General features: G+C 70.5%; 21 protein-coding genes. 12 read left to right on the top strand and 9 right to left on the bottom strand.

The window, feature by feature from the left end; all coding sequences use genetic code 11:
• Positions 1-266: 266 nt before the first annotated feature.
• Positions 267-647 carry a hypothetical protein gene (locus J5Y04_RS31130; RefSeq protein WP_209415739.1) on the top strand — a complete coding sequence of 127 codons (381 nt, stop codon included), beginning with the start codon at positions 267-269 and terminating at the stop codon, positions 645-647.
• Between the two features lie 497 nt (positions 648-1,144).
• Here J5Y04_RS31130 and J5Y04_RS31125 read toward each other — a convergent pair whose 3' ends face one another.
• Positions 1,145-1,732 carry a hypothetical protein gene (locus J5Y04_RS31125; protein WP_209415738.1) on the bottom strand — a complete coding sequence of 196 codons (588 nt, stop codon included), beginning with the start codon at positions 1,730-1,732 and terminating at the stop codon, positions 1,145-1,147.
• A gap of 1,342 nt (positions 1,733-3,074) precedes the next feature.
• On the opposite strand from J5Y04_RS31125, the gene J5Y04_RS31120 reads away from it, so the two are divergent.
• From J5Y04_RS31120 to J5Y04_RS31100, 5 genes are all read left to right on the top strand, one after another.
• Positions 3,075-3,683, top strand: a complete 609-nt coding sequence (locus J5Y04_RS31120; protein WP_209415737.1) for a replication/maintenance protein RepL — start codon at positions 3,075-3,077, stop codon at positions 3,681-3,683.
• The gene (locus tag J5Y04_RS31115; RefSeq protein WP_209415736.1) at positions 3,677-4,057 is read left to right on the top strand and encodes a MarR family transcriptional regulator; all 381 of its coding nucleotides are present in this window, start codon (positions 3,677-3,679) and stop codon (positions 4,055-4,057) included. Before J5Y04_RS31120 ends, J5Y04_RS31115 begins: the two co-directional genes overlap by 7 nt.
• 121 nt (positions 4,058-4,178) lie before the next feature.
• Complete coding sequence (locus tag J5Y04_RS31110) at positions 4,179-4,394, top strand: hypothetical protein (protein WP_209415735.1); 216 nt, start codon at positions 4,179-4,181, stop codon at positions 4,392-4,394.
• An 88-nt stretch (positions 4,395-4,482) separates the two neighbouring features.
• A complete protein-coding gene (locus tag J5Y04_RS31105; RefSeq protein WP_209415734.1) occupies positions 4,483-4,767 on the top strand; it encodes a hypothetical protein in 285 nt (94 codons plus the stop codon).
• A complete protein-coding gene (locus J5Y04_RS31100; RefSeq protein WP_209415733.1) occupies positions 4,764-5,057 on the top strand; it encodes a hypothetical protein in 294 nt (97 codons plus the stop codon). Before J5Y04_RS31105 ends, J5Y04_RS31100 begins: the two co-directional genes overlap by 4 nt.
• 77 nt (positions 5,058-5,134) lie before the next feature.
• Here the strand turns inward: J5Y04_RS31100 and J5Y04_RS31095 are convergent, their stop codons facing one another.
• The 3 genes from J5Y04_RS31095 to J5Y04_RS31085 all read right to left on the bottom strand — a co-directional run bounded on the left by J5Y04_RS31095 (position 5,135) and on the right by J5Y04_RS31085 (position 8,442).
• On the bottom strand, positions 5,135-5,353 hold the full coding sequence (locus J5Y04_RS31095; protein ID WP_245205826.1) for a hypothetical protein: 219 nt from the start codon (positions 5,351-5,353) through the stop codon (positions 5,135-5,137).
• A gap of 91 nt (positions 5,354-5,444) precedes the next feature.
• Entirely contained in the window at positions 5,445-5,678 is a 234-nt protein-coding gene (locus tag J5Y04_RS31090) for a hypothetical protein (RefSeq protein ID WP_209415732.1), read from the bottom strand.
• A gap of 43 nt (positions 5,679-5,721) precedes the next feature.
• Entirely contained in the window at positions 5,722-8,442 is a 2,721-nt protein-coding gene (locus J5Y04_RS31085) for an ATP/GTP-binding protein (protein ID WP_209415731.1), read from the bottom strand.
• 153 nt (positions 8,443-8,595) lie between these two features.
• Here J5Y04_RS31085 and J5Y04_RS31080 point away from each other — a divergent pair, with 153 nt between their 5' ends.
• A complete protein-coding gene (locus tag J5Y04_RS31080; protein WP_209415730.1) occupies positions 8,596-8,904 on the top strand; it encodes a hypothetical protein in 309 nt (102 codons plus the stop codon).
• On the opposite strand, the gene J5Y04_RS31075 is transcribed toward J5Y04_RS31080, so the two are convergent.
• Complete coding sequence (locus tag J5Y04_RS31075) at positions 8,868-10,715, bottom strand: zeta toxin family protein (RefSeq protein WP_209415729.1); 1,848 nt, start codon at positions 10,713-10,715, stop codon at positions 8,868-8,870. The two genes, J5Y04_RS31080 and J5Y04_RS31075, sit on opposite strands and share 37 nt — an antisense overlap.
• Before the next feature lie 125 nt (positions 10,716-10,840).
• Between J5Y04_RS31075 and J5Y04_RS31070 the strand changes: the two genes are divergently transcribed.
• The 5 genes from J5Y04_RS31070 (at position 10,841) to J5Y04_RS31050 (ending at position 18,127) form a co-directional block, all read left to right on the top strand.
• Positions 10,841-11,356 (top strand): hypothetical protein, encoded by a 516-nt coding sequence (locus tag J5Y04_RS31070; protein WP_209415728.1) that lies wholly within the window; start codon positions 10,841-10,843, stop codon positions 11,354-11,356.
• A gap of 191 nt (positions 11,357-11,547) precedes the next feature.
• A complete protein-coding gene (locus tag J5Y04_RS31065) occupies positions 11,548-11,844 on the top strand; it encodes a VOC family protein (RefSeq protein WP_245205794.1) in 297 nt (98 codons plus the stop codon).
• A gap of 480 nt (positions 11,845-12,324) precedes the next feature.
• Positions 12,325-13,233 (top strand): CehA/McbA family metallohydrolase, encoded by a 909-nt coding sequence (locus J5Y04_RS31060; RefSeq protein WP_209415727.1) that lies wholly within the window; start codon positions 12,325-12,327, stop codon positions 13,231-13,233.
• 271 nt (positions 13,234-13,504) lie between these two features.
• Positions 13,505-13,870 carry a hypothetical protein gene (locus tag J5Y04_RS42305; protein WP_245205793.1) on the top strand — a complete coding sequence of 122 codons (366 nt, stop codon included), beginning with the start codon at positions 13,505-13,507 and terminating at the stop codon, positions 13,868-13,870.
• A 72-nt stretch (positions 13,871-13,942) separates the two neighbouring features.
• Positions 13,943-18,127 carry an NUDIX hydrolase gene (locus J5Y04_RS31050; RefSeq protein ID WP_209415725.1) on the top strand — a complete coding sequence of 1,395 codons (4,185 nt, stop codon included), beginning with the start codon at positions 13,943-13,945 and terminating at the stop codon, positions 18,125-18,127.
• A 79-nt stretch (positions 18,128-18,206) separates the two neighbouring features.
• Here the strand turns inward: J5Y04_RS31050 and J5Y04_RS31045 are convergent, their stop codons facing one another.
• The 4 genes from J5Y04_RS31045 to J5Y04_RS31030 all read right to left on the bottom strand — a co-directional run bounded on the left by J5Y04_RS31045 (position 18,207) and on the right by J5Y04_RS31030 (position 23,620).
• Positions 18,207-18,725, bottom strand: coding sequence for a hypothetical protein (locus J5Y04_RS31045; protein ID WP_209415724.1), 519 nt, complete (start codon positions 18,723-18,725; stop codon positions 18,207-18,209).
• Positions 18,718-20,424 (bottom strand): type IV secretory system conjugative DNA transfer family protein, encoded by a 1,707-nt coding sequence (locus J5Y04_RS31040; RefSeq protein WP_209415723.1) that lies wholly within the window; start codon positions 20,422-20,424, stop codon positions 18,718-18,720. Before J5Y04_RS31040 ends, J5Y04_RS31045 begins: the two co-directional genes overlap by 8 nt.
• A 113-nt stretch (positions 20,425-20,537) precedes the next feature.
• Positions 20,538-22,088: a type VI secretion protein gene (locus J5Y04_RS31035; RefSeq protein ID WP_209415722.1), complete on the bottom strand. Its 1,551-nt coding sequence runs from the start codon at positions 22,086-22,088 to the stop codon at positions 20,538-20,540.
• The gene (locus tag J5Y04_RS31030) at positions 22,088-23,620 is read right to left on the bottom strand and encodes an SCO6880 family protein (protein ID WP_245205792.1); all 1,533 of its coding nucleotides are present in this window, start codon (positions 23,618-23,620) and stop codon (positions 22,088-22,090) included. Before J5Y04_RS31030 ends, J5Y04_RS31035 begins: the two co-directional genes overlap by 1 nt.

Genomic DNA, 23,620 nt, shown 5'->3' with positions numbered 1-23,620 from the left:
CCGGTTCCCCCTGGTACCCGCCGAAGTGGCACGGGAGTGGGAGAGTCTGCCGGGACTGCGACCGAGCCGTCCACTCTGCCTGACCCCCGCTGCGCGTGGACGTCGAATCCATCCCGGTCGGGGGCTGAAGACGTCCTGGCTCGTCTGGCGGGCCTTGATCTTGCCGCCGCGGGTGAGCAGCATGGGGCGGGCCCGGCCGAGAGCAGGCTTCCCGACGCAGCAGGTCGCCTCCTCCTTGTCAGTCCTGCCCCGTAGGCTCCTCTCCCGTGCCTGATGACATCTCCGTTCCCGACGACCTGATCCGGTTGCAGTTGGCGGCCCGGGCCGCGCAGCGCGCGGCTGAGGAGTTCTCCGCCGAGATCGCAGCCGAAGCCCGTACCAAGTTCCCGGCCCCGGAGCAGTGGCTGGAGCGGCTCTGCTGGCCCGCCGACCCTCCCGTTGGTGGTCTGCAGGACGGGCCCGCCACCTCGTTCTGGCCCGCGGATCTCACCGAGCGGCTGGGGCAGCTGCGGGAGGAAGCCACCATCGCGTGGAAGAAGGCGGGCGAGCACGCCGCCTTCGACGGCGCCCGTGCTGCCGGCCAGTACCCGAAGTTCCTGGCTGTACTGCACGAGCGCATCAGCGAGGCTGAAGCGGCGACTGTCTAACGCGGATGGCCGGGTCCTCACGCGCGAATCGCGTGAGGACCCGGCCATCCGCTTTTTGGCCTGACAGGCGGCGGCTGTCAGGGGCGTGCTTCGGGGCTGCAGTCGTCCAGGACCACACGCGGCCTGTTGTCCTGTCCGGGCCATCCTGCGCCCCCGTGGCCCGCCTGGTGGCGTTGACCACCTCGGCGATCCGCTCGTTCGCCGTCACCGCGAGCGCCCACGTCTCGATACCGCCCTGCGCGTCCAGGCCCTCGTGCACCGTCGTGTGCAAGGGACTCAGCAGTGCCACCGCGCTGCGCCCGGACAGGACGATCTCGGGCTGCTTGTCGGGGTCGGTGCCGTTGCGCCCCCAGTCGCGGCGCTGGTCGCGGTCGGGACCGGTCCGGCCCCGCTCATGCGGTCCGACCAGCGACGAGCATCAACCTCGGATATATCCCCACCCATGAACGGCCCAACTAGCGAACCCAACAACCTTCGCGGGAAGCACCGTTGCAGTACTAGCAGACGGCGCCCTGCTGGTCAGCCAGGACCCTCTCCACCAGCTTGCCCAGCGCCTTGGTCATGGCGTCCCGGCCTGCGGGCGTCCCTGGGATGATGCCGGTGTCGGCGCTCACCACCACCATGACGCCCTTGGAGTGGTCTCCCGCACAGTAGTCGATCACTGAGCCGCCCGGCCCGGCCGCCATGACGCCACGGCCGATCAGGTCCTTCGTCTCCGCGTGACCGGGCTCCGCCGGCTTCTCCGGATCGAAACCGGTCACGACGACCCTCAGGGCGGTCTCACCGTCGACCTCGATCTCGCAGGAGACACCATTGGCGTCCCTTGTCTCACGATGTTCGATACCCGGACGCCCCTCCGGCAGCACGGTGGCGAGCGGCGTGCCGTCGGCCCGCTCCAGCCCGCAGAGGGTCTGTTTCGGTCCCGACCCTTCACTACCGCCGAAGACCAGCACCGACCCGACCACCACCGCCGCGACCGCGACCGCGGCCCCGCCGAGCAGCCAGAGCCGACGGCCCCGACCGCCCTCCGAACCGGAGATCGTCTCGGTCGTCTCCGATGCGGCGTCCGGCTGAATGTCCGTCATGTGTCGTGTCCCCCTGATTCGCTGGGCTTCCGCCAGGCTGCCAACTGCACGGATGCGGCGCGGAGCCTATCGCGGAACGGACGCCACAATCATCACTTTATTCACACAAGTCCCAGGAAACTCCAGGGGTTCTGGCATGCACCGCCTAGCCAGGGGTCAGCCCCCGGCATAGATCCCGTACGAGATGGCGACGGGCTAGTCGCTGGTGATGAAGGTGTGGCACTCCACCTTGATCGGGTCCTTGCCCGGCCTCCGTGCGGCCGGGTCGGTCGCCACTGGACCTCGCTCGCCCGGCTACCACCACTTGCTGGTAGGTGGAGCCCTCCCCTCAGCCTCCCCACCCCTGCGGTAACCGCACCTGCCCTACCGGTCGGCCGGGTACGGGCCACAACCGGCCCACCGTCGCGGACTGCTGGCCGGGGCCTGGCTGGGCGCGGCGTGCTCCGCCCCCGCACCCGTGGCCAGCGCCCGGCGGCGCTGGACCCGCCATCCTGCCGCCTGCCCTGCGCCGCCGGTCCGTCGTCAGGGCCGTGGCCGGCCCCGCCGTCGGCCCGTCACCGCACCGGCCGGACCGTGGACGGTCCGGCACTGGGCAGTTGCCATCGAGAGGGTGGCCCGCGCTCGTGCTGGGCGGAGCCACCTGCTGATCTGGCCTGCACCGAGTACCGCGTGTTGCCTACCGCCCAGCCGACGCGGAGGTCACCACCCACCTGACTATCAGGATGTTGCCCACCTTCACGACCGGGGAACGCTGTCCAGGACCGCCCTCAGCCCGCACTGGCCTACCGGGCTGCAGCGCCAGCAGCGGCAGGGCACGGGCGCCAGCCGCCGGAACTCGTAGGCATGGAAAGGGCCGTCAAGGCCCGGGTCCGGCGGCAGCCGGACTTCCATGACTGGCGCAGTGACCTTGGTCCGCCGCGGTGAGCAGGTCGACCAAGGTGCCTGGCCCGGGTAGCGGCAGCGGCACGGACAGCCAGCCCGCCGGAGGCAAGCATCCGGTAGGCGACGGCGGGCCTTTTTATGTAAGAGGGCATTCGGGGAATCAGGCCCTTGACCTGCAAACTTGGAAAATCAAAGGTCTGGCTGGGCCGACACTTGGTGTGTTCCTGTGCCACGCGGCGCCGACATTAGGGCTCAATGTTTCGCAATTCTGCGAAGCATTGAGTTTGAGGTGACGCAACGCCCCTTGCGTCCGCATGATCATCTGACCTGGGCGGAAGAACTGCACGCGGGGCAGGCGCTCGTTCCCCTGCGACACGTGCTTCGCACCCCCGCGCAGAATCCTTCGCACCATCGCGAAGAACGTGTAGCCTGCTGCCGACACGAGCAAAGGATCACGGTCTTGGCACAGGCAGAGGCAGGGCGCGGCAGCTCCCGCAGGCAGGCACCCGAGCGCACGCGTCAGCCGAGACTCCAGCCGGCCGGGCCCCAGCACCAGCGGGACCTCGCCTCCGAGATCGTCCGCGGCTACGCCGGACACATCCCCGACAACATCTACGAAGCCCGGACCCGGTTCTACCGCCGTGCCCCCCACGAGGTCCTCGGCTCTGACGGCTACGCGCTCCTCAGCCGCTACTTCGCCCGCTTCGTTCTCCCGCAGGCACTCATGTCCGGCGAGATGACCAAGCTGCAGTGCGCCGTACTGTCCAACATCGTGGGCCGCGCAGAGCGGGGCGTTTGCCACGCCATCCAGCGTGAGATCGCCGACGAGATCGGCACCAGCCGCTCCAGCGTCAGCCCCGCCCTCAAGCACCTTTCCGCCCGCAACTACATCCGCAGCGTCGGCCGGGGAGTCTGGCAGCTCAACCCCCTCATCGCGTACAAAGGCAATGGGGACGAGCAGCAGTCGTTCCTGGCCGAACTCCGAGCGCTCGCCCTGGAGAACGGATTCCCTGACATCATCGGACTGGCAGCCCTCCAGACCGGGGACGAGGAGTCGACAACATGCTGATGGTCACCGACCTGTTCGGGATGTTGCCACGCCTCGAACTGACCCCCACCGCCACGAACGTCCTGTCCGTCATGGTCCGTATGCAGAACCCTGGCGGCGTCGTCCCGCTCACCCAGCAGGACATTGCCGAGGAGCTGCAGATCCTCCCGTCGGTGGTCAGCCGTGGGATGACCCTCCTCGTCGAACGCGGCCTCGTGCTGCGCAAGGGATACCGCTACCGCCTTCACCCCGCCGTCGCCGGCTACAGCTCCGAACTGGAGATGCAGGCCGCCATGGCCCGCGCAGCCCGTGAAGGCGTCCCGCCCATCCTGATCCCCGACTACCAGGCGGCCCCTCCCAAGGCCGGCCGATCCCGGCTGCGCGCGGTCGGCTGACCGGCCAGCCGACCGCAGTTCGGGCGGGAATCAGTGGTAGCTCTGGCTTGACCGCTGTGTTCTGGAGATCTGAAACGCGGTATGGCCTCTCCAGCCCCGTCAGGGCTGCGAGACTTGGATCATGACCGACCGCCGCCCCCTCTCGCTGCCCACCTTCTCCGAGCCCGCTGTCGACACTCCCGTGCCGGCCCAGTCCGGCGGACGCCGGCTGCCTCCGGTCGAGCAGGGCGCCGACTTCCGCCAGCCGCCCGGCGAGACCGTAGCCGTACCCGCAGCGATCCGGCGCCGCCTCTCGCCTGGGGGCCTGACCTTCTCGGCCCCAGACCGACAGATCTGACCGGCTCCGACCAAGCCCCGGGTACCAACCGATGCCTCTGGGAGAGGACACTGGTACCGGTCCCGCCCGCACGAGACTTCCGGAGGACATGGTGAGCGCCGCACCCCTGCACGGCCACCACGACGGCCAGCAGCCCATCCCGCGTACCCAGGACGGCGTCGCCGCGGCGTTGCCGCCGGCGCAGCGTATGGAGTTCTACCGGGAGATGGGTGAGGCCGACGTCGAGACGATCGGCGGCGTGCTGAAGCGATGGTGGCTGCGCGCGGAGCTCTACCGGGACCCGGAAGGCGACCGCATCCACGCCACCGTCCAGGCCGGCACCGCCCCCGGCACCTCCGCCTCCGCGGTCCTGCGCCGCCTCGGGGCCCTGTGAGCGACTACAGCGACTTCCTGGACGACGAGGACGACCCGCTCACCCTCTCCCCGGCCGTCGAGGAGTTCCTCGGCGACCCTGGCACGCCAGCCGACGTCTTCTCCGCCGTCGTGGCGTTCCTGGTCGACCTGCGCGAGAACCCCTTCCCCCACCTGAGCATGCCCATCCCGGGCCGGCCCGGCATGCACTCGGCGCCGCTGCGCCGGGATCTGGGGCTGGTGGAGTACGTGGTGAACGAGGACTTGGACCCGCCGCGGATCTACGTCTCGCGGATCCTGCGAGCGGACTGATCGGCAGGCCCGCCCCCCGAGGGGCGGGCCTCTTCGTTACTGCCGTGCGGGGTGGGTCTGCCGGGCGGTGACCAGGGCTATTCGTTGGCGAGAAGCTGCTGGAAGAGTGTGCAGTCCACAGCGTGCCACTCGCGAACCATGACGTCGGAGCCGTCGCGGACGACCTCGAAGTGCCAGGGGTAGCAGTCGTTGCAGGGCCAGATCTCGTACGGCGTGCCGTCGTCGTCGAAGGCTGGCAGGTCGATCGAGCCGACGGGCGCGGTGTTGACGATCTTGTGCGTTCGGGGTGATGTCACGGTGTCCTCGCTCGGATCTGCCAGCGGCTGCTGGGGCGGGGCAGTCTTGTCGGCCGGTGTCGAGCCGGCACGGGAGAGGCAGGGTTTCGGGTCACTGCCGTTTCGGCGGGAGGTCGAGGGTGATTTCGCAGCCGGGCGAGACGAGGGTGACGGTTCGCTCGCCGCGGCCGATGGCTTGGTCGATCTTCCTGATCTGCGTCCAGCTGAAGCCCTGGCGGCGGTAGCGGTTGCGCTGGCTGGGCTTCATGTGGCGGATGTCGTCCTTGTCGGCGGTCGTCATTCCGGGGTGCCAGGCCGCCGCCGGGCGGCTGGTCATCTTGCTCATCGGAACCCTTCTACCTGCGAACCGGACTGGGAGGGGGCTGGTGCTACCGCGCGCCTTGTGTGCGGTTCTGCCGGTCGGTGACGAGTGCGCGCCAGCGGGAACGGACCGGGTCGGGGCCGTCGAACCAGCGCGCGGGCGAGGGGAACTGGAGGGGCCGGCCGGCCATGAAGTGGGCGATGTCGGTGTAGTAGGCGTAGTCGTGGTCGCGGGTGAGCTGGTCGAGGTCGCGGATTGCGGTGTCCAGCGTGTTGTTGTCGTCAAGGACGGCGTGGTGGAAGCAGCGCGCGAGGGCGAGGGCGGTGCGGGCGGCGCGCACGCCGGAGGCGCGGACCTCGGTGTCGAGGACGGCCGCTCGTTCAGGGATGTTGTCGCCCGGGGTTCCGGCGTCGCGGATCAGGGCGGCGATGCGGGTGGTGAGGGCGGTGGCGCGCAGGTCGAGGCCGGCGAGGAACTGGTCGGCGAGGTCGAGGTCGTCGTCCGCGAGGGCCGGGTCGGTGAAGGCCCGGACGAAGGCGAGCTGGGCCTGGGAGGTGGCACGCTCCCCTGCGACGGCGTGGTGTTCGGCGTCGGTGCGAGCGGCTTCGTAGGCGGCCGCGGCCAGGTCCATCTCGGCGTGGACCCACCACAGGTCGCCCAGGACCCGGTGCTGGCGTCCGGTCCAGCCGAGGTTCTGGGCGGCCGCGTGGGCGGTGGGGAAGTCGCCGTCGAGGCGGGCGAGGTGGGCGAGGCCCCGGCGGGCGGCGGGGGCGAGGCGGGTGGTGCCGGCGGCTACCTGCTGCATGGCCTGGCGGGAGGCGTTGGTGCGGCCGAGGTCGCGGTGGGCCTTGGCCCGGTAGTAGAGGGCCATGTCGGTCAGGTCCTCGGGCAGCAGGGCGCTGTCGATGACGCGGGTGAGGCGGTCGGCGGTGTGGGTGCGGTGCTCGCGCTGGCGGGCGGCGAGCGCGCTGAGGGTCTCCACCAGGGCGTCGGCCGGGGTCTGCAGGACGGCGGTATCAGCCGGCCCGCCCGTAGTCGCCTGCCCGGCCGGGACGGCGGGCGCGGGCGGGGCGAGGGGTTCCCACACCGAGTCGGAGACGTACGCCCAGGCCGCGCCGGCGAGCCAGCCGAGGTCGAGGCGGTGGTCGCGGGCGAGGGTCAGGCCCTGGCGCAGGCAGGCGACCAGCAGCAGCCGGCTGCTGCTGGTGCTGCCGGCCCACTGGTCGCCGAGCGTGTCGAAGGCCCGGACGGCGGCGCTCGCCCAGTCCTGGTCGGACCAGCGGTCGTCGGTGTGGTCGTCGGCCCGGCGGATGGTGGAGCGCACCACGGCGTGCAGGTGGTAGGGCCACAGGGCGAGCTGGTTCTCGCGGACGAAGGGCCGTTCGACCAGGCGCAGGGCGGCGGCCTGGTGGGTCATGCCTGAGGCCTTGGCGGCGAGCGGGATGTCGAAGGCGTCCAGGAGGCTCACTGCGCGCAGGACGTGCCGCTCGTCGGGGGTGAGGTCCTGCAGGGTGCGGGAGACGAGGGCGGGGAAGTCGTGGTCGAAGTCGGCCGCCTCGGGTTCGCGGGTGCGGCGGATCTCCAGGAAGCGCATCACGGCGAGGTCCAGATACAGCGGCAGGCCGTGGGAGCGGGCGGTGATGACCTGGCGCAGTTCTTCGCCGATGAGGGGCCGGCCGTTGGCGGTGAGGCGGCGGGCGAGGTAGTCGTCGCAGTCCTCGGGGCTGAAGTCGCCGATCAGGACCTGTCGGTCGGCCGCCGTGCCAGCCGGGGCGGCGGGGACGGCTTCGCGGGCGGAGGGGATGTGGGCGGCCAGCTGCGGCCAGGCGGCGGGCCCGGTGTAGTCGAGCTGGCCCTGCAGTGCGTTGTCGGCCCACTGGAGGCGGCTGCGGCCGGTGATGACGAACAGGGCGTTCGGCATCAGCCACACCGTGCGCTGGATGAGGCGCTCGAGGTCGCGGTTGGTGCGGTTGCCGGTGTCTTCGAAGGTGTCCAGCAGCACCACCGGCACGACGGCCTTCTTTGCGGGCAGTTGGTCGATCTCGTAGGCGAGCAGGTGCGGGTAGTAGGAGAGCGCCTCGAGGTCCGGCTCGGCTTCCAGCAGGTCCGCCAGCCGTGGGCAGCCGGCCAGCGCGCGGGCGGTGGTGCGGCGCTCGCGCACCGCCCGCACGACGGCCGTGGTGACCTGCCCGACGGCGGAGCCGACCGCGCCGGGCAGTGCGAGTTCCTCGGCGGCCTTCGACAGCGCGGCCTGTACCTGGCCTGGCAGTGCCTTGGCGAAGCGGGTCACCAGCCCGGCACGGCGCAGGTATTCCTCCAGGCTCTCGCCGGGGTGGTTGTGCTCCCAGTACCGGCCGAGCGCGAGGTCGAACGCCGGCAGGGCCCGGTCCAGGCCGGCCAGCGCGAGGCGCAGGGTGAGGATCAGGCGTTCGAAGTCGATGCCGGCGGAGCGGGCGAGGTCGATGCGTACCGGCAGCAGCCGGGGCGCCGTCGGCCAGGTGGGCTCGCCCCACTGCGCGGGCCGGTGCTCGGCCGCGGCGAGGGCGGCTTCCAGCTTCCGCGACAAGGTGGTCTTGCCGACGCCGCCGATGCCGTGGAAGACGAGCACGTTGCGCCGCGCCGTCTCCAGGTCCTGGACGTCGAAGCCGTCAGCGGTCACGTGGGCGAGGTGCTCGGCGAGTGCAGCCCCGACCTGCGTCCACTGGCCTTCCCGGTTGGTGAACGCCTCCTCCGTCCCCAGACTCCGGTCGTTCGAGCCGAACAGCGCCCGCAGATCCCGCCCCGCCATCGAAGACTCCCCTCCGCACAGATCTGACCAGGCATCAACCTACGCCCTCACGGCCTACGGGCGGCCCGGGCAGGCGGAACCGGGCAGGGACCGTAGGCTCCGAGTTGTCAGGCCACCCTGGCCTGCGCACTTTCGAGAACGAGGCGGTTGACCGTGCACGACCCTGAACTCCCCGACCCCTCTCCGGCCGACACCGGCTCCGGCACGCCGGAAGACACCGGGGACTACGGTCTCCTCTATCGGATCGCGGAGAAGATGGAGACGGTCGCGGCCTGGTACACCGAGCAGATCCACGCCGAACGCCAGCGCCCCGGGCCCAACCCGGACCGCGTCGAGCAGTTGCTGGCCGTGCGTGCCGCCATCACCAGGGTGCTGCGCGAGCTTCCGGAGATGACCGGGGCGGAGCTGGAGCGGATCGAGGCCCTCTACGACGCCAGGCTCAGCGAGATCAACGGCGCGTAGGAGCGCCGCGCCGGGAGCGCGGCGGGCGGGGTGAAGGCGAGCTGGCCGGGCTGGAGCGCGGGCGGCAGCAACGGCCAGGCGAGGCGGGTGATCGCGTCGACGTCCCGCCGGTACTGCGGCAGCGCTATGCGCAGCTCGCGCTGGTGGGCGAGGAACCGGCGGGCCTCCTGCTCGGTGTAGGGCCGGACCTGCCCCGCCCGGGCGGCGAGCGCGGCACCGGCCGGACCGGTCCACCGGCCGTGGGGGCCGAGCGTGTTGCGGAAGACGGCGGTGCCATCGCGCCGCACCACGCTGAGGTGGTCCACCAGGCGCTGCTCCTCGACGGCCTGGACGCACTCCAGCACCGCCGCCAGGCACCGGTCGTGCCCGCTGGCGGTGGTGAACCGGCCCGGGCGGGTGCCGCCCCGGCTGACCTCGGCGTAGCGCAGGGCGGTGCCCTGGCGGCTGTCGGCCGCGCGCACGTCCAGCACCAGCAGCTCGACGCGGTACCCGGCCCGGCGCCACGCGGCGGCATCGGCGAGGAAGGCGTCCGCGCTGCCGGGGGCGATCTCGATCACCGCGTCCGCGCGCCGCTCCCGCACGTACGCCTCGGCCCGGGCCTGCCACGCCTTGTAGTCCGCGCGGATCCGGGCGGAGGCGGTGCGCGGATGCTCGCGCAGCAGCCGGAAGTAATCAGGGTGGGCCGCCTTGAACATCCCGCCGGAGATCCACACCGGCCGCCGCTCGCGCAGCGCTCGGCGCACCATCATCGTCGCCTGGGTCTTGCCCGCGCCAGGTGCCCCCATGACGTACACGACGACGGGCCGCTCCTGCGCCGCGATCTCCCCGAGGTCCGGGACGATCAGGTTCAGATACGTCCACTCGTGTTCGTCGGCGGACAACCGGTGGTAGTCGACGCCGGGCGGCCCGGGGATCGGCTGGGCGGTTCGGCGCACCGGCTCGGCCAGCGCGGAGCACCGCTCCGCGTCCCGTACGACGGCCAGCACCCGGTCGGCAGGAAGCCGGGTCTCCGCCCGCACCAGGGCACGCTCGGTGCCGGTCAGGGACCGGCGGAAGCGAGCGGTTTCCACCGCGTCCCACCACCGGGCCCGCTCGGCCTTCACCGCCCGCGCCGCGCCGGGCAGCCGTACCCACGTCCCGTCGATGAGCTCGTTGCTGTAGAGCGGCTCCAGGCCGCGCAGCACCACCATGACGCGGTCGACCAGGCGCTCTTCCTCCAGCACGTCCAGGGTCCGGGCCAACTGGCGAGCGCACTCGTCGTGGTTGGCCCACGACACCCACCGCCCGGCCCCCTCGGCGTTGCCGAGGTAGCGCTCCAGCACACCGAGCTGGCTCCAGGCCAGGGCACATGCCACGGCGATCACCTCGATCCGGTGCCCGGCCGCCCGGTAGGCCAGCGCCTGGGCCCGGGCCTCGTCCGGATTGGCGAGCGCGGTCTCCACCACCGCGTCCAGCCGATGGGCGCGCACGTACTCCTCCACGGCGGCCTGCCAACGCCGGGTGTCCGACCGCACGCCGACGCCTGCGGTGCGCACATCCTTCGCCAGCAGCGTCTCGTAGTGCCGGTGCGCGCTCTTGTAGAGGTCCGCGCCGACGCGCACCGCGCCGCCGCGCCGACCGAGGACCGGCATCAACAGGTCGCCGAGGGTGGTCTTGCCGCTGCCGGGCGGGCCGGCCACCAGCAGCACCACCGGCTCCTCCTGCGGCACCGCACCACCGGCCCAGGACGGAAGGATCACCCCGCTCAGGACCCGGCTGATCTCGGCCTCCGACAGGACTGCCGGGACAGCCTCCCGCTGCTCGCGCACCATCGCTCCACTCCACCCCGAATAGTTGATAGATGAGGCGGTAAGGAGTAGCAACTATCCGCGCTCTGAGGGGAAGCATAACGTCGAATACCCTTGACGCTAAGCAGAGCCAGGTGTCGGGAGGATGGATGATCCACATCAAGCTGGGCCCCCGCGCCGCAGCCAAGACCGACGACCCCCTCGGGCGCAGCCGCATCGGCTGGGAGCCGGGGATGAGCGACGAGCAGACCTACGAGGCCGGCCGCGGCGCCTGGGTCCTCGGGGCCAGGGCCGACCGTGAGCGCTACCTGCTGCTCGCCGCCGACGGCGTCGTCCGCCAGGCGGTCGAGATCGACCGGCTCGTCCAGGTCCCCGGCGGCCGCCGGGCCGTGGAAGGCACCGTCCTTCCTGCCGGCCACCCCGTCCACGACAGCTACGTCGGCAAGTCCTCTCCCGTCCCGGCGTCCGTGCGCAACCCCGTCACCTACATCGACTCCGCCCACGACACCAAGGCCTGCGCCTGCGGCTGCGGCGTAACCACCACCACCGGCTGGTTCGTCCCAGGCCACGACCAGAAAGCCCTGCATGAACGCGTCGCCCGGATCGGCACGGTCTACGAGTTCATCCAGTGGTTCGACCGGACGCACGGCGATTCGGACCGCTGAAACCCCACCCTGGGGAGGTGCGCGGCCCCGCCGAGGCTGCCCGGCCCTCGACGTCGGCCCGATTCCGCTCTGCGACGCCGCGCGGTACGCGGGCCTTACGACGGTGTGATGACGAGCAAGGAGGTTGCGTTGTTCAGGAGCATCCGTACGGTGATGGTCTTCGCGCTCGATCCCGAGGCGTTGGCCCGGGGGTGGGCGACCTGCTGAACATGCCGGTCAAGACGGAGGTCAGCGACGCGGGCGCGGTCTACGCCTGGGTGGAGCGCGGCGGGGTCGAGCTGGGCTTCCACCCCGCTGACGACGAGCGCAACCCGCGGGGCGGCAGCCCGATCGTGTACTGGTCGGTGGACGACGTGGACCAGGTACGGGAACGGCTGCTCGCGGCCGGCTGCTCGCATCACCGTGGCCCGCTTCGGATCGAGCCGGGGCGCCGCATCGCCCAGCTGATCGACCCCTTCGGCACGGTGATCGGGATCGACGGTCCGTAGACCGCCGGTTGCGCAACCCGGGGCCCCGACGGTTCGTGGACAATCTCTGGTGGATGGGGGCGGACAGGAAAGTGAGCAGCAGGCAGATGTCGGTCGCGTAGTTGCGGCGGGTCTCCACCTCGAAGCCCCGGAACCGGGAGGACTGTCCGAACCGGCACAGCAGAGGGTCGATTCGGTGGCCCGGCCCGACGAAGACCGTATCCCCCTGCTGCATCTCGATCTCCGGCCAGCTGCCGCTCGCCAGAACGGGCGAGGGCACCCAGCTTGGCCTCACCCAGAACACCCTCCAGGACGACGACTACCTTGCCCGCCGCCTCACCACCGAAGCGATGGAGCCGCCCCCGCCCCGCCCCTATCGCTACGGTGGTGCTGCGTTCGCCCACGCAGTCGCAGTCGCCGGGATGACAGGGGGAACCAGTACGGTGGCGACAGGACAGGCCGACGGGGCGGACGCCCCGACCACGCCCACGAGGGGATAGCGTGACCGAACCACCCTTCAATCAGCCGGGCCGCTTCTGGCGCGGTAATCTGCACGCACATTCCAACCAGTCCGATGGCGCCCTGTCACCCGAGAAGACCGTGGCCCACTACCGTGAAGCTGGCTACGACTTCCTGGCAATCACCGACCACTTCCGCGCCAAGCACGGGTTCCCACTGACAGACACCCGACCGCTACGAACCCCCGGGTTCACCACACTGCTTGGCGCGGAGCTGCACGGCCCAAGCACTGAGTTTTCTTCGGAGTGGCACATCCTCGCCGTGGGGTTGCCGCTCGGATTCCCTCCTCCCGGGCCCGGAGAGACCGGCCCGCAGCTAGCGCGCCGCGCACGAACCGCTGGCGCGTTCATCGGGATGGCCCACCCTGCCGCATCGCTCCTCACCCTCTCCGACGCGGAGAGCCTGGATGCGGCACACGCGGTCGAGGTCTACAACGCGCTGTCCGCCTACGAGGACCGGGGCGACAGCTGGCACCTGACCGACGTGATGCTCAACCGCGGTCACAAACTGAGTGCCTACGCTGCAGACGACTCGCACTTCCAGCCCCAGGATCCACCAGCCTGTGCAGCCTGGGTCCAAGTCCGCTCGGAGTCGCTCCGCCCGGAGGCGCTCCTCGCGGCACTCAAAGCAGGCCACTACTACTCGAGTTCTGGGCCCGAACTACACGACATCCAGCTGAGCAACGACCAGATCTCGGTGAAATCTTCGCCGGTACGCAAGGTGCTGATCACCGGGAGCAAGCCGGGCAAACAGGTTCTCGAAGGCACAGACCTCACGGACTGCTCGCTGCCTGTAGCGATGTTCGCGGGCGGGTACTGCCGAGTCACTGCCGAGGACGCGGCTGGGCGACGGGCCTGGAGCAATCCGATCTACCTGGGACCGCAAGCGTAAGTCCTGGCGCAGCTGTCTGCTGCCACACCATTCCTCTGGTCGCCTGACCGATGAAGGAGCCTTCACCATGCTCTGGCCCGCACTTCGAGTGCTTTCCCACGGAGACCTGACTTCGCACCAATTCCAGGAACTGCTCGGCGTACTCCAGCTCGAACGGACCCCTCGTACGGAGGGGCCCGGGGCGACCAAGAGTGTCGCTCACCGAGCTCTGGCGAGTGACACTGCCACCCGCCTCATCCTGGACCTCGCCCGTACCGGCACGTCTGGTTGGGTGTTCAGCCTCTTCTTCGACGGGGAACCACCCTCGACTGCCACTGTCGAGGACTACCGGGTTCTGCTCCGAGGCACCGTCGAACGGTTTGGTCTCGCATTGGTCGAGATCACTCCCGCTGCCAGTGCCGACGAGGTCCACATCGTGCCCTCGGAGCCGGTCGGCGCGCCGGAATCCACGCTCGGTCCTGCGTGGGACCTCCCGTACGACGACTTGAGTCAGATGTGGTCACACATCGGCTTGCGGAGGGACGCGCCCCGGGAGGTGAAGGAGATCAAGCTGCGAGAGGTGATGCGCAGCCCTGCCTGGCCCGCGGCGCCGGCGAAACTCCGTCGTCAAGCCGAGTCCTTCCTGCGTGGGGCCTGACGGGCCGCAAGCGGTAGAGGGCGCGTCGGACAGCCACGGAACTGTAGAACGAATCAGCGAGGGGGGATTGTGATGAGTGAACAGCCGGTCGACGAAGGGGGCGTTCGCAGCTGGGCACGTTCGCTGCCCGCGATGCTGGGAGACGGCTGGGTGAACTGCGCTCAGGGACACGCGCACTGGGGCCGCTTCGGCGCAGCCGGGCTGTTGCTCGTGCACCGCGCTGCGGACGGAGAGGTCTACGCGCTCATGCATCAGCGGGGCGCGGACACCGACCAAGGGGGCACCTGGGCGCTGCTCGGTGGCGCGCGGGACAGCCACGAGTCTGCGGCTGACGCAGCCGTCCGCGAAGCCGTTGAGGAGAGCGACCTGGATCCGGCCCAAGTCCGTGTTGAGCGGGTTGTTCGAGACGATCATGGCGGATGGTCGTACGACACCGTGATCGCCACCGTCGATCGGCTGATCACAGTCCAGCCCGTCGCGGGGGAGTCTGTTGCAGTGGCCTGGGTTCCCTTGGCCGAGATCCAGAACATGGATCTCCACCCTGGGTTCGTTGCAAGCTGGACGAGCGTCCAAGCCGAGCTGCAAACAGTGCTGGCTGGGGAGCCGCGCGCCGATGTCCCGGGGGCGCTTGCGCTTCCGGCACACCCAGTTACCGGCGCCCGTGTGGTTGACACGGTGGTGCTCGACCATGGGAGTGACTTCGAGAACAGGGAGCTGGTCAACTTCGAGGACGGCACGTGGGCCGTGTACGAGTCGTTCGCCCGGTCCGAGGACGCGAGGATCAAGGTGCTCGATGCGTATGTCGGCCGAGCAGTTGGCGCCCGAGTCCCGCTGTCGCACCCGGTGGGGCCCCGTGGCGTGTACACCGATCACATGCCCGGTGAGCCGACCCGCGATCAGGGCTTAAGTGGGTTGGACGAGCGTGGGGCACCCTCAACCCGCGACGGCGTGTTCCTCGGACTGCACTATGCCCTGACCGCAACCCACCGCATCAATGCCGACCACATCCTCCTGGGCGCAGGGCAAGGCCTGATCGCGGTCGGCAACGGTGTCGGCGCCACCTCGCATGGGTTGGTCCCCGACGCCGCGAACCCCTTCGTGCGCACCTTCTACCGACAGGTCGAACCGCACGTCTTCGCTTGGGTGGACAACCCGATCCCCCCAGGTGACATCGCGATCATGCGCCGCCAACTCGACGACCTGAACGCCTTGTTCGAGCAGCTGGGCCGTCCTGACCTCTTCGACGCGGTCATGGAACGGTTCGACCGGGTGACGGAGCACGCTGTCGGCACCGCGCCGCTCCTGTCCCGGCCACCCGGGGAACACGTCGTGCTGTCCCAGGCGGGGGCGGGGCAGCACCATCCCCTGGCGTCGGCGCTGGGATCCCCGGAACGAACCGACCAGCAGCGGATCAGCGAAGCGCTACTGACCGATGACGGCCGTATCACCCACACTCCCCAGGCCAAGACCATCGCCATCCAGGCCCTTGCCGAGTGGATGCGGTCGCCGACACCAGAGCTCGTCCTCGCTGCGTTTGGACTGGGTGTCGGTACGGACATGGGACACCGCCTGGGCGATGGCCGCTACGTCCTTGTGCCCCACAACGAGCAATACCCCTCAATGGGGGCAGACATCTTCCACATCGACGAGCTGGACCCGGCTGATCCCCGGCACGCTCCGAACAGGGTGGTGCGCATGGACGACCCGCGCGCCGAAACGCTGGTCCGATGGATCGCGGTCAGCGAGCTGATGGGGTCCTGGTCCTACGGCTCCAACAACAACGTGCGCGTGTTGGCCCTGCAGGAGGCCGCCAAGGAGGAATTCGGTCTCACCCAGGTCCTGGAATGGCGGATGGACCCCAAGACCCGCTTCGCCGTGGACTTGGAGCTCGACTACAACCGCAACGCACTACGAGATTTCCTGCGCAGCCAGTACCAACTGACCCAGGAGCTTCTCGCCAGCCGGGGAATCACGGAGCTGATCTCCTACCGGGCACTGGCCTGGCAGGGAGGATCGGAGCGGCCGGACTGGTTCGGCTTGAACGTCGGCGACACCTTCGAGGCACGTCAACGTCCGCTGGCGAGCTGGTCGTCGGACCGCCAGATCGTGTCTGATTGGCTGGAGCAGCGCGGCGGTGGCCATGCTGTGATCCTCGTCGACCGCAAGCCGGCGAAGGACATCCTGTCCATCCCAATGACCGGTATGGGTTACTTAGGCCAGAAGGAATGGGTGACGCTCCCGGGGGACGGCCGGGTCACGTTGGACGGCATCTTCACCAGCGCCGCCCCGGCTGCCGACACTGAGCAAACTGCGGCAAGCACGACCGTGCTCGGCGGCCCAGACGTCCGGCAGACTGAACTGGGACAGGTCAGCGCCCGGCCGGAAGGGCCGGTCCTCACACTCCCCGACGCAGCCGGTCGGTGGCACCCCCTCGCGATCACAGCCCAGCTTGACCCTACCGACCCGCTCGACAGCCAAATTATGAGGGTTCTCGGCGCCGAGGAGGGAATACCTGAGTGGTGGCCTCGGGACGACTCCGGCTACGCCATCAGGAAACGTGACCTCGACTTTCTGGGCATCAACCCGGTCCAGATCAAGTGGATGCTCACAGGCGAGGCGCCCATGGGTATGACGCCGACGCTCTACCGCCAATTCGGGGAGGAGATGCTGGAAGCGCTCGGGCGCGATGGCATCGACCCCTCTGAAGTCGACATCCGTCTCAAGGGAACCGGCGCCGGGTTCTTCTCCGGGATCCACAAGATGCTGCCGCGTGAAGAAGATCTGGCCGACAACCCCGCAGCTGCGCAGCACCTTCGCGAGTGGTTCGGCACCAGTCAGGACCGCCCCCTGCGCCGCCCGTACGATGCCATGTGGCGGTTGGGTCTTGAGTCAGAGCCCAGCGACTTCGACCTCGACATCAACAGCACCGCTATGGTCCGGGCAGCCCGCGCGCACTGGCTTGCCCATCAGTCCGACCGATACCCGGGCGACTTCATGGGCGGCCACGGTTACCTGGACAAACAGACGGTGACGGGATCCCACTCCGCGCTCGCCGCGTGGGCGGCACGGTGGGAAGTGAAACTGGGACGGCCGCTGTCGCTGGGTGTCTTCGAGTCCAGCGGGCCCTTCGACGCGACTGTACTCGGGCGTGCTCTCTCATCTCACTTCCGCGACACCGACTGGATCATCCACGGTTCTGACACTCCCATGGCATGGCGCACGCCTCGATCCGGGATCGACGTCGCCCCGCAGCAGGTCTCGGCAGCTGCGGCAGCCTCCCAAAGCTCGACCCGACAGCCCCCGGACGAATCCCACCCGGGTGCCGCGAGCCCCTCAGCGTGGGCAGCCGAGGACACGATCCGCGCGAGCGCCCAGGCGAGCGCGGAGGCTGACCGGCGGGCCGGGTTGCCGCCTGAACAGCGTCACACGGAAGGGAAACTGCGAGACCGCCTCCAGGAACAGCAGGCGGCCACCGGAGCGGACCCGCTCCCCCCTTACAGGGAGGTGCCGGATGCTGACCTCAACGCGACGCTTGCCTACACCGTCGAGCAAGCGGACGCCGCCCGGGGACAGGCGGCACAGGCCTGGGCACGAGTGGCCGAGATCGCCGACTCCATCGCTCCGGGCGGAGAGGCCGAACAGCGCGTCACCGCGCGCGCCAAGCAGGTGGACGCCATCCTGCAGGCCCGCAGGGACGCCGCCCAGGTGAAAGACCTGGCTGCCGACGTCGAGCGGACCCGTCGGCAGGCCGATGCGGTGGAACAGCAGCTGGCTGAGCGCGGCGTGCTCGGCCTGCCGGTTGTACGCGGAGCCGATCGCGAAACCCTGGAACAACAGCTTGACGATCTGCGGGCGGCCACCAGGCAGGGCGAACAGCAGCTGGTCTCCGCCCGGGAGCAATCGGCGTCCAGCGCCCGGGCTGTCGGCCCTCCGCCCGAAGACGACGCCATTCTGGCGGCCTGGCACGAGGCCGGCGGAAGCGTGGCGGAGGTGCTGGCGCGTACCACCGCAGCGCGCGAGCGGAACCTGGCCGCTGCCCGGACCGAGGCACAGACCGCACACCTGCGCGCCGCTGGCCTGGAGACCGCAGCCAGGCAGATTCAGCAGGAACTGGGCAGACGCGAGGCCCAGCCTCCCACCCAGCGCGCCGCCGAGGACGCTCAGCGGGCCCAGGCCGTCCAGCAGCAGTCCCAGCAGTCCCAGCAGCACGGGCCTGGGCCCAGCCGAGGGCAGGACCGGGGCGGGGCTTCGCGGTAGAGCGGGCGTGTGGGCGGTGCAGGCGAACAGCGGGGCACCGCCCACACGCCGTCAGGCCCGGGCGGTGTCCCCAGTGCCCCTATGCCCCGTGCAGGGCAGCGGCCAAGCGGTTCGCCTCAGCTTCGGCCGGGTGGTAGGGGGCGGCGGTAATCCGGTCCGGACTGGCGTCGATCCAGTCGGACAGGGCTTTGCCGGTCGGCCCCGGCCGCGGCGGCTGGGCCTGGTGGCCCGCGTCGCATGCCGGGGCAGCGAGGTGCTGGGTCAGCAGGTGCAGTTCCTTGAGCCAGGCGATCTCGCCGAGGGCGGTGGCCTTGGCGGGGTCTCCGCAGTAGGTGCGGACCCAGCCGAGGTAGAGGGCGGTCAGGATCTCCAGGACGGGTTCGTGGCCGTCGCGGTACCAACAGCGCGGGATCTTCCGGTGCAGGTGATGGTGATCGATCAGCCAGTCCACCCACTGCCCCAATTCGAGGAGACGTTGCTGCCGGTCGGCGGGCGTCATCGCCGACCAGACCCACCGCCTCGGAGGCGGGGCGGCCTCGGCCACCGGACCTGAAGCCTGCCCGGGGACGACGGTGATTCCGATGAAGGGATCAGACATCGGTGGCCTCCCTGGCCTTTTCGAGCGACGGAGCCGGTCGCGGTACCGACGTGGCCGCCGGCCGGGCCAACCAGGCCTTGACGTCGCGGTCGCGCCAGGTCAGGCGCATGCGCACGCGGATGGGCGGGCGGTTGAAGTACAGGGCTATCGCGGTGTGCTCGGGGATCTCGCGCAACTGGTGGACCGGCAACAGGTCGGACTCCACCACGTTGGTCGAGGTGGACTCTCGGCCGCTCCCACTGGTGTGGCCGGTGCGTTCCACCAGCTCCTTGCCGAACAGGAACGACATGTAGCGCAGCGTCTCGTCGTCCGCCAGCCCCGGCAGGAGCAACCGCAGCGTGCTCGCCGAGATGATGGTCTTGGCGCCCTCGCGGCCCATGCGGGCGACGAGCTGCGAGTAGTCGTGCCAGATGCTCAGCACGGCGATGCCCATGCCGCGTCCGGTGGTCAGCACGTTCGGCAGCTTCGGGTAGCGCAGGAAGTTGCCCGCCTCGTCGACGAACAGGCCGAGCGTGCGGTCGGGGTGCCGGCCCACCCTCTCGTACCGCGCCTCGGCCGCGTGCAGGACCGAAGCGATCAGCGAGGTGAAGTACGGCGCGAAGCGGTCGGCCTGCGAGGGCGCCGCGATCAGCACCAGCGTACCGTTCCTCGCCAGCAGCTCCTCGGCCCGGAAATCGGTCCGCGAAGCGGCCGACCGGATGCCCTCGCTGCGGTACGTCGCCGCCAGGACGTTCATGGTGAATTGCACGCTGCCCTTGCCGTCGTCGTGCAGGTTCGTCCACGGCTGGGCGTAGTCCAGCGCCGCCTCCGGGTAGCGGGCGTCGAGGAGGGCACGGACGTGGTCGACGGCCGCCTCGCCCTGGGTGAGCCAACGCCGGAACGACGCGATCCCGCCCTCCGAGATCCGGGCGGCCAGCAGCAGCCCGGCGACGATGGCGCGCGCCTGGATCATCCAGGGCTCGGCCTTCGGGTCGTACGCCTTCTGGGACGCGTCGGCCATCCATTCGGCCATCCGCTCCGCGGCCTCCTCGTCGACCGCGTAGTCGACGGGCGACCAGTGCGCGGTCCGCCAGGGTCCCGCGGGGATGCCGGCAGGTGCGATGACCCACACCGGGCCGATGTGACTGCGGGCGGCGTAGATCTCCTCCAGGTCGGCGGCCTTGGTGGTGGTTACCAGCGCCGGGCCCTGCCACTCCGCGGCGTTGGGGGCAAGGAGGCCGGAGGTCTTCGCGGAGCCGGGCGGGCCGAACGCGATCGCCGAGGCGGAGCGCTCGATAACGCCGACGACCTTCCTGGTCTGCTTTCCCCGCCCGGCGGTGATGCGGTCCGGCCGCTCGGCCGGGTTCTCCGGCAGGGCCATCTCCTTCTCGGTCTTCGCCCCGCCCCAAGTCGCACCGCCCGCGAGCGAGCGACGACGACGGCGGCCCAGGCGCCGCACGACCACCCCGGCGAGAACGGTCAGCAGCACGACCAAGAGCCCGAATACCGCGAAGAACAGCCAGGCGGGCGGCGCCGGTTGGTACACCGACGCCGGACCCTTCACGACGGACAGCAGCAGTGTCTGCGGCACGGACGCAGTCATCCGGGGCAGACCGCCCCCGGACAACAGCCCGGCCAGGGCACCGGCCGCCAGCGACACCGCGCCCAGGGAAACGACCGCACCGGCGGCCAGCCCCGCAAGGAAAGTGCCGTCGTCCACCCGGTTGTCCGAGGCCACCTCAGGCCCCCGCCATCGTCGGTCCGCTGCGCACCATGCGCTCACTCCCTGGATTCGGCTCAATCTCTTCCGCAGTCACGAACCAACCCACCGTCCTAGATCACCATCTTCTCGTCGGTCTCGAACAGCTCCTTCTCGGTGCGGGAGAGTAGGAGCTGCACGGCGTGTGAGCCGCCGCCGCGTCCGACCTTCCACAGGGCGCGGCCTCGCTGGCCGGCGCCCCAGCTTCCGATCAGGTCGCACTCGGCGTCGGTGAGGCCGATCGCCTCGCGGGTGAGGTTCAGCGGCTTGGTGTCCTGGGCGAGTTGGATGCGGGTTTCGCAGCTCGCGATCAGGTCCTTGGCGATGGCCACCGCCTCGGAGCCGGCCGCGCCGACCGCCTCGAAATCGCTCAGCCGGTGTGTGGCGAGGAGCTGGATGGTGCCGGTCGCCCGGCTGAGCCTCAGGTCGGCATCGATCTTGCGGACCATGGAGGGGCCACCGGACTGCATCTGTCGCCATAGCTCGTCACGGACGACGATCCACGGCCGGCCGGGCCGGTCGATGGCGGACTGCGCCCACGAGGAGACGCAGGTCAGCACCATCGCCACCACCTCGTCGCCGTACTGTTGCAGGGCGGCGATGTCGACGGACTGGATCGGGGCGTCCCAGTCCAGGCTCACCGAGGTCTTCTCGTCGAACAGACCGCCCAGGTGGCCGGAGATCATGCTGCCGAGGGCGGAGCGGATGCTGGCCATCTGCTCGCGGGCCGTCTGCACGTCGTTCCCGCGCACGCGCAGTTCCCGCGCCATGGCGGTGGTCGGGTCCTTGAGGACCTGGTACACGGACGGCAGGGTCGGGGTGTCCAGACGGGTGTGCCCGGCCCCGCCGAGCGCGCCGGTCACCTCGCGCACGGCAACGTCCAGGCACTCCTCCTCCTGCGGCAGCAGCACCCGCTTGAGCTGCAGTTCCAGCAGCGCCTTGCACAGCGTCAGCCGCCGTCGGTGGATCTCGGTCAGCCGGGACTGCAGCTCGGCGCCGTCCTTGATCAGGTGCAGGTCCGCGCCGAGCGGGCCGGCGTCCAGCGGGTTGAGCCGGCCCTGCAGGCCGGGACCGAGCCGCACCGGCTCGACCCCCAGGTGCCGGCACAACCGCGCGTACTCGCCCTTGACGTCCCCGGCGATCAGCGTGCGGTGCCCAAACGCCATCAGCCGGAAGCACAGCGCCTTGACGTGCGCGCTCTTCCCGCTACCGGGGATGCCGGTCAGGATCACGTTCGGGTTGGTCGCCAGCCCCTCCTTCACCCACACGCTCGGATGCGCGCTGAACGCCTGCATCGTCAGCGTGTTGAACCCGATGTAGGCGCCGACCGGCGGCAGCGACGCCGCGTGCAGGAACGGGTAGATGCCGCTCGCCCGGCCGGTGTCGGCGCGGAAGACTTCGGCCTTGGCGTGCGAGGCAGCGCGGCCGGCGTAGGGCTGGTGCCATCCCTTCTTCGGGGCGATCCGCATCGCCGTCGCCGGGTCCTCCAGCAGGCGGGCCCGCCGCAGCTCCCGCGCGGTGGGCTGGCGCTGCTCGGGCAGCTTCTCGGCCAGGTCGAAGAGATCGGCGACCTTGGTCGCTTCGAGAGCGGTGTCGCTGCGCTCACGGCGGAAGGGGAAGGCCATCAGATCGCCATCCTTCGCGGCGGCAGACCCATGCCGAGCGGCAGCGCGGCCGCGGCGAAAGCGTCGTCCTGCGCGCCCCAGCAGCGCCGCAGTTCGAGGCCGGCGTCGCTCGCGTCGGCCTGCAGCTCGGCACAGGCCGTCTCCAGTTCCTCCAGGTCGGTGACCGTGACGGCGATCAGCGCGACCATGCGCACCACGCCCTGCCCGGAGGCGCGGGCGATGTCCTGCGCCCGGGCGATCTCGGACTCGCGCCGCTCGTCCTCGCTCTCGGCCCGGCCGGTCTTCGCCCGCAGCGACCGGGCGGCCTGGCGCTTCGTCTTCTCCTTGCTCAGTTCCTTGCGCGCCCGGGCCGGGCCGACCGGCTCGTACACCAGTGACATCGAGCGGCGGGCGTTCGTGCGGGGCCTGAGCAGCGGCTGCAGGAACGTCGCGTACACCTGGGACTGCGGGAAGTTGCGCACCTGGTAGGTGACCGTCCATGCCCCGTCGTGCCGGTACAGGCCCCAGGTGTACTCGGCGGCGGCCGGCCCGGCGAGGGCCGGGTCGACGCCGGGCAGCGCGCCCTTGTACGCGGCATCCTCGGCGGCCGCGCCGCGGGCGGCCAGCATCTGCTGCGCTTCGGGGTCGTACGCGGTGCGGATCGTGGCGGCCACCCGGCGCGGGTCGAGGAGCTCGACCACCTGCAGGCCGGCGCTGCTGAGCGAGCCGTGCATGGCGTGGAACTCCCGCACGAGGACGGCGGCCGCGCCGACCTGCCCGCCGCCGGCCCCGCGCACGGCCAGGCGTGCGCGGGTCGCCGACAGTGTCACCGACAGGTACGTCTCGCGGATCGTGGCGGCCGGCCCCGCGGAGACCATCAGTTCGTCCAGCGCCTGGACGGCGGCGGCGGGGGCGTCCGGGGTGGCATGCCGTACGGTCCACGACCGCAGCGCCTCGCCATCGTCCGGCAGGCTCCGCTGGTGCACCTGGATGCGGACGACCACGCCGTCCTCCTTGCACTGGCCGCGCAGGAACGCCGCCCACTGGCGGACCCTGGCGTTCTGGCGCTCGGTGTCGACCAGGGCCAGGCCCGGGAACGTCACCTTCGCGATGAGGGTGTACGTGTTGTCGATCGGGTTGTGGACGACGCCGAGCGTGCCGCCCTGGCCGTCGGGCGCGGTGAGGATGCGCAGGCGCGCCAGCACGCCGGGCAGGTCCATCGGCTGGTTTCCCTCCTTGTCGGCGGGGGCGAACACCCCGCTGTAGAAAACGTTTCGCTTGGTGGCGACGGCGAGCTGATGCCGGACGGCCAGCAGCACCCATTCCTCGGCGGCCAGGCCCATCACCCGGCCGTAGGCGAGCAGCAGCAGGACGCCGGCCAGCGGCAGCGCCACCAGGGCGGCGGTCCAGCTATGTGCGTAGACCGGGACCAGGGCGACGACCGAGGCCGCGGCCATCAGCGCGAAGCCCACCCCGGACAACTCGCCGATGAACCCGGACTTCTCGCGCTGCCAGCCGGTGTAGGTGTCCGGCTCACTGTGGGTCAGGGACAT

This window comes from Kitasatospora sp. RG8, assembly GCF_017813315.1.
GTDB lineage: Bacteria > Actinomycetota > Actinomycetes > Streptomycetales > Streptomycetaceae > Kitasatospora.
This window is presented reverse-complemented; position numbering and strand designations above follow the sequence as displayed.

What these genes read in the sequence shown, in the direction of transcription:
- J5Y04_RS31075 (WP_209415729.1), bottom strand. Translation starts at nt 10,715, where the DNA reads ATGGTGCGCGAGCAGCGGGAGGCTGTCCCGGCAGTCCTGTCGGAGGCC.
- J5Y04_RS31125 (WP_209415738.1), bottom strand. Translation starts at nt 1,732, where the DNA reads ATGACGGACATTCAGCCGGACGCCGCATCGGAGACGACCGAGACGATC.
- J5Y04_RS31105 (WP_209415734.1), top strand. Translation starts at nt 4,483, where the DNA reads ATGGTGAGCGCCGCACCCCTGCACGGCCACCACGACGGCCAGCAGCCC.
- J5Y04_RS31050 (WP_209415725.1), top strand. Translation starts at nt 13,943, where the DNA reads ATGAGTGAACAGCCGGTCGACGAAGGGGGCGTTCGCAGCTGGGCACGT.
- J5Y04_RS31110 (WP_209415735.1), top strand. Translation starts at nt 4,179, where the DNA reads ATGACCGACCGCCGCCCCCTCTCGCTGCCCACCTTCTCCGAGCCCGCT.
- J5Y04_RS31115 (WP_209415736.1), top strand. Translation starts at nt 3,677, where the DNA reads ATGCTGATGGTCACCGACCTGTTCGGGATGTTGCCACGCCTCGAACTG.
- J5Y04_RS31085 (WP_209415731.1), bottom strand. Translation starts at nt 8,442, where the DNA reads ATGGCGGGGCGGGATCTGCGGGCGCTGTTCGGCTCGAACGACCGGAGT.
- J5Y04_RS31090 (WP_209415732.1), bottom strand. Translation starts at nt 5,678, where the DNA reads ATGAGCAAGATGACCAGCCGCCCGGCGGCGGCCTGGCACCCCGGAATG.
- J5Y04_RS31045 (WP_209415724.1), bottom strand. Translation starts at nt 18,725, where the DNA reads ATGTCTGATCCCTTCATCGGAATCACCGTCGTCCCCGGGCAGGCTTCA.
- J5Y04_RS31035 (WP_209415722.1), bottom strand. Translation starts at nt 22,088, where the DNA reads ATGGCCTTCCCCTTCCGCCGTGAGCGCAGCGACACCGCTCTCGAAGCG.
- J5Y04_RS31070 (WP_209415728.1), top strand. Translation starts at nt 10,841, where the DNA reads ATGATCCACATCAAGCTGGGCCCCCGCGCCGCAGCCAAGACCGACGAC.
- J5Y04_RS31030 (WP_245205792.1), bottom strand. Translation starts at nt 23,620, where the DNA reads ATGTCCCTGACCCACAGTGAGCCGGACACCTACACCGGCTGGCAGCGC.